General features: G+C 43.2%; 5 protein-coding genes and 1 pseudogene. 4 read left to right on the top strand and 2 right to left on the bottom strand.

The window, feature by feature from the left end; all coding sequences use genetic code 11:
* A pseudogene (locus tag BCT81_RS28030) lies at window positions 1–227 on the top strand (hypothetical protein); the annotation flags it as partial.
* 308 nt (window positions 228–535) lie between these two features.
* Window positions 536–1,258, top strand: coding sequence for a metallophosphoesterase (locus tag BCT81_RS28025; RefSeq protein ID WP_102426559.1), 723 nt, complete (start codon window positions 536–538; stop codon window positions 1,256–1,258).
* A gap of 29 nt (window positions 1,259–1,287) precedes the next feature.
* Here the strand turns inward: BCT81_RS28025 and BCT81_RS28020 are convergent, their stop codons facing one another.
* Window positions 1,288–2,214, bottom strand: a complete 927-nt coding sequence (locus tag BCT81_RS28020) for a hypothetical protein (RefSeq protein WP_061031901.1) — start codon at window positions 2,212–2,214, stop codon at window positions 1,288–1,290.
* 384 nt (window positions 2,215–2,598) lie between these two features.
* On the opposite strand from BCT81_RS28020, the gene BCT81_RS28015 reads away from it, so the two are divergent.
* Both BCT81_RS28015 and BCT81_RS28010 read left to right on the top strand, forming a co-directional pair.
* Entirely contained in the window at window positions 2,599–3,036 is a 438-nt protein-coding gene (locus BCT81_RS28015) for a hypothetical protein (RefSeq protein WP_008223720.1), read from the top strand.
* A 1-nt stretch (window position 3,037) separates the two neighbouring features.
* Window positions 3,038–3,214, top strand: a complete 177-nt coding sequence (locus BCT81_RS28010) for a DUF1289 domain-containing protein (protein ID WP_020477243.1) — start codon at window positions 3,038–3,040, stop codon at window positions 3,212–3,214.
* A 7-nt stretch (window positions 3,215–3,221) separates the two neighbouring features.
* Here BCT81_RS28010 and rcnR read toward each other — a convergent pair whose 3' ends face one another.
* Window positions 3,222–3,497 carry a Ni(II)/Co(II)-binding transcriptional repressor RcnR gene (gene rcnR, locus BCT81_RS28005; RefSeq protein ID WP_008223718.1) on the bottom strand — a complete coding sequence of 92 codons (276 nt, stop codon included), beginning with the start codon at window positions 3,495–3,497 and terminating at the stop codon, window positions 3,222–3,224.
* Window positions 3,498–3,515 lie beyond the last annotated feature (18 nt).

Below are 3,515 nucleotides of genomic sequence, written 5' to 3'. Positions count from 1 at the left end.
ATACTGGCATAGAGCTTAACAAGGATTTTTACGCACCAGACGTTGATAAATTAACCGCTATCGATGGTGCGGTCGTGCAATCTGATCAAACGGTCATGTTGTACATGAATCGAATCAATAGTGATGAGATCGTAGAGTTTTACATCAACCCAATTTTACAGACGGTTGAGCAAAGAACGAATGATGGTTTTATCTCTCCAACGGGGTTCGCTTCTTTAAGCCACTAAGGTTGAATGCTTTCCTCCACTATTTTAAGGGAGCCGCTCTCTTAAACCTACCTCACATCATGCCTGCTCATCCAGCAGGCATTTTTGTACTAATCAAAACTCACGGGCGCATGGCGATTCAGGAGCTTAGGAGGAAAGAGTACCAGACAACATAGCTGAACAATTTGTAGAAAATGGTAAGCTAATTAGTATCTTGTATGACTGGGCATTTAAACCTTCGGATCTACACGCGCTCTATCCACACCATAGACGCGCATATCCAAGGTAAAAGCCCTGCTTGATTATCTTGAAATGACCGGACGCCAATAATGAACACCATTTACCAAATCAGTGACTGCCACCTCTCCGATGAATCCAGTTATGAAAACCTACGTCGAGCGCTTGAATACGTCAATAACGATCAAGAATGCGAAGCTATTTTCCTGACAGGTGACATTTGCTGTAACCCCAAACCCGGTGACTATACTCACTTAGAAACGTTCGTTCGACACCTTACCAACAAATCTATTTATGCGATTGCAGGCAACCATGATGACTCTCGCTTAATGCGTGCAGAACTTAAAGGTTCGACGATCTGCGTGACCGACAGAGCCAACGTTTTTGGGCGAGAGTTTGTGTTCCTCGATTCGAGTTTCAAACCCAAAGACAGCGTTCACCCGCTCGGTTCAGGGCGTATCGATAATCGAGGCCTAGCCCAGTTAAAGAAACAGCTGAGAAAAGCCAGTAACCCTATCATTGTTGTTCACCACCCTATCATCCCTGTCGGTGCCGATTGGATGCAAGCAATACGTCTCGAGAACGATTTTTCCATAATGAAGGTGCTTCAGAAATATGGAGTACGAGAGGTGATTTGTGGACATGGGCATGATCAAATAACAACGACACAACAGGGCATTACTCAATATATGGCGCCTTCTACAGCTTATGGGTTCGACCACTCGATTGAGGAGTACAATCGCAGTGATAATATTGGATTAAGCAAGATCTCCACATCGCAATACTCATTTGATTATCTGGCTATCTACCTTTGAATATTCGTATTTGAACTTGCGCGCTACCGCTAACTGGCAAGCCATTCATCTAACACGGAGATGAATTGGGGGTTTATAAGATAACCAATAGAAGCATGCGGGTTACTTTGCCCGTCACACACATTGAGATTGTAAATTGGATAAATGTCTTTCATTCCACCAGCAATCAAATCCAGTTTGAGCATCTCTTGAAAGTCATTTTTGATTTTGCTGTCGTGAGAGATAAAGTCATCTTCAGCCGACAAGTTCACCCACCTATGAATATTTAAAGGGTACTTTTTCATGCCCTCTAAACGGCTCCCTTTCAAGCGCTCTTTTACACTCTCATCGCCTAATGGTGAACCTAACGTAACCAGAAGATCGATCTTCTTTTTAGCGCCGTAAGCGTTTCGGTACTCACTGTAATGGGAGAGTTTCCATAACACGTCATAACTGATCATTGTGCCAAGGCTATGTGCGACGATCATCACCTCATCTTGGTTATCTAACGCCTCTCTCAGCTCCACCATTAATCGATACCTTACGTCGCTACCAAAGTAAGAGTCTTCATACCAATAATGACTCATATCGGGAGCAACTAATGCTATAAGTGGCTCTGCCATTTTCAAACGACTAAGCACAGAAGAAAAAGTATCCGCGAGCGCCTCTTGCAGGAACCCTGCCTTCGAAACTTCACCATACGTTTTCTTATTAAACTGATGGGACGTGTACCCTTTGAGATCGATCAAAGCCTGTTGTCGGACAAGCGGCTCTTCAGTTGGCTTGTTCAATAATGTGTTTGATAAGTCGCCAAAATACACGAAACGCTTCTCGATATTCTGGAAAGCTTGGAGTGAATCAGAACCTTTACAGTCACGCTGTAATCCATGTTCGATAGCATCGTACCACAATGATTGAAGCGACTCCCTGTCAGGCTTTTGCCCCCGACCGTGGATAAATATAATTTTCTTTGCCATACCTGAAACCTCGTGTTCACTACCGACATTAATCATCGGGCGGCTATTTTCCTGAAAATTAACGAGGATAGAACCGATTAATCTCGCCTCCCTTGTTTTATGCGGCCTACATAACTGAAATGAACCCTCGTTAAACATCAACTTGTCAGTTTTACCGCGTAAATACCCCATACATAAGGGCCTAGAATCACATCGGGAATACAGCTAGATCAGGTTTATCGGTGTCCTTTCCAAGCAAGCTAATTCCGATTCTGACACGCTAAGATAAGCTCTAAGATTCGATGATGTACGATAACCACATATACTAGGGGGTAGTATTTTATACTCAGGGGGAGTATAGTTTTTCACGCACTGTCTCACAAACCACGGAAGAAGAGTTTCCATATGAAAGATGTTAAAGGTGTTTTCCGCAACCTAGAGAAGATGCTAAGAAAAGCAAACTGGTTCGAGGATGGTTGGGAGATCTATAACCGTGGAGAGTACCTTCAGTTATATAAAGAGACTTGGTTCAACCAAAAACAGGGCGGTATCCACTTTGAGACCTTTATCGAAGGGCCTCAAATTAAGCAAAAAGCCTTTCCTGTTTGCATGCATGCGGAAGAGGACTGCCCTTCCCAAGCGGAATTTATACGCCAGTTTAAAGCTCTAGAAAAAGATCGTATTGAAAGTTGGAAAGGCTACAAAACCCAAGACAACAGTTACGGGATTTGCCAGAGAACCCTCCCCCTAAACTTCAAAAACCTAGAACAGCGTTTGTTCGAAGAATTCAACCGACTGCGCTCACTTGAAGCCAGTGTAGAGAAAGTACTAGATAGGCTCTAATATGAAAAAACAGAAAAGCCCTTGTATTGATATGTGCGATTTTTCACACGACAAAGGGTGGTGTTTAGGCTGTGGTAGAACACGAGAAGAGTGTAAGGCATGGAAATCAATGAAGCCTTACGCTGTTAATGTTCTCAAGAAAGAACTAGTAAAAAGAAAGGCTCAAATGAACCGCTAAAGAAGCGCTATTTGATGTATGAATCCAATACTTTCAGTACCACTTCCATATCTTCTTCACGCTGAACTTTGTCATCTTCTAGTACCACATGCTCTAGAAGGTGACCTTTAATGACCTCTCTCATCAAGCCATTCACTGCGCCACGAATCGCTGCAATTTGCTGCAGTACGTCTTGGCACTGTTGCTCGTCGTTATCGAGCATCTTTTTTAAACCATTGACCTGACCTTGTATCTTACTAACTCGGGCCTTTAGTTTTTTCTGATCTTTGGCTGTATGTGACATAACGTAGGTACTCAAGGT

The organism is Vibrio sp. 10N.261.52.A1, from assembly GCF_002876325.1.
GTDB lineage: Bacteria > Pseudomonadota > Gammaproteobacteria > Enterobacterales > Vibrionaceae > Vibrio > Vibrio chagasii.
This window is presented reverse-complemented; position numbering and strand designations above follow the sequence as displayed.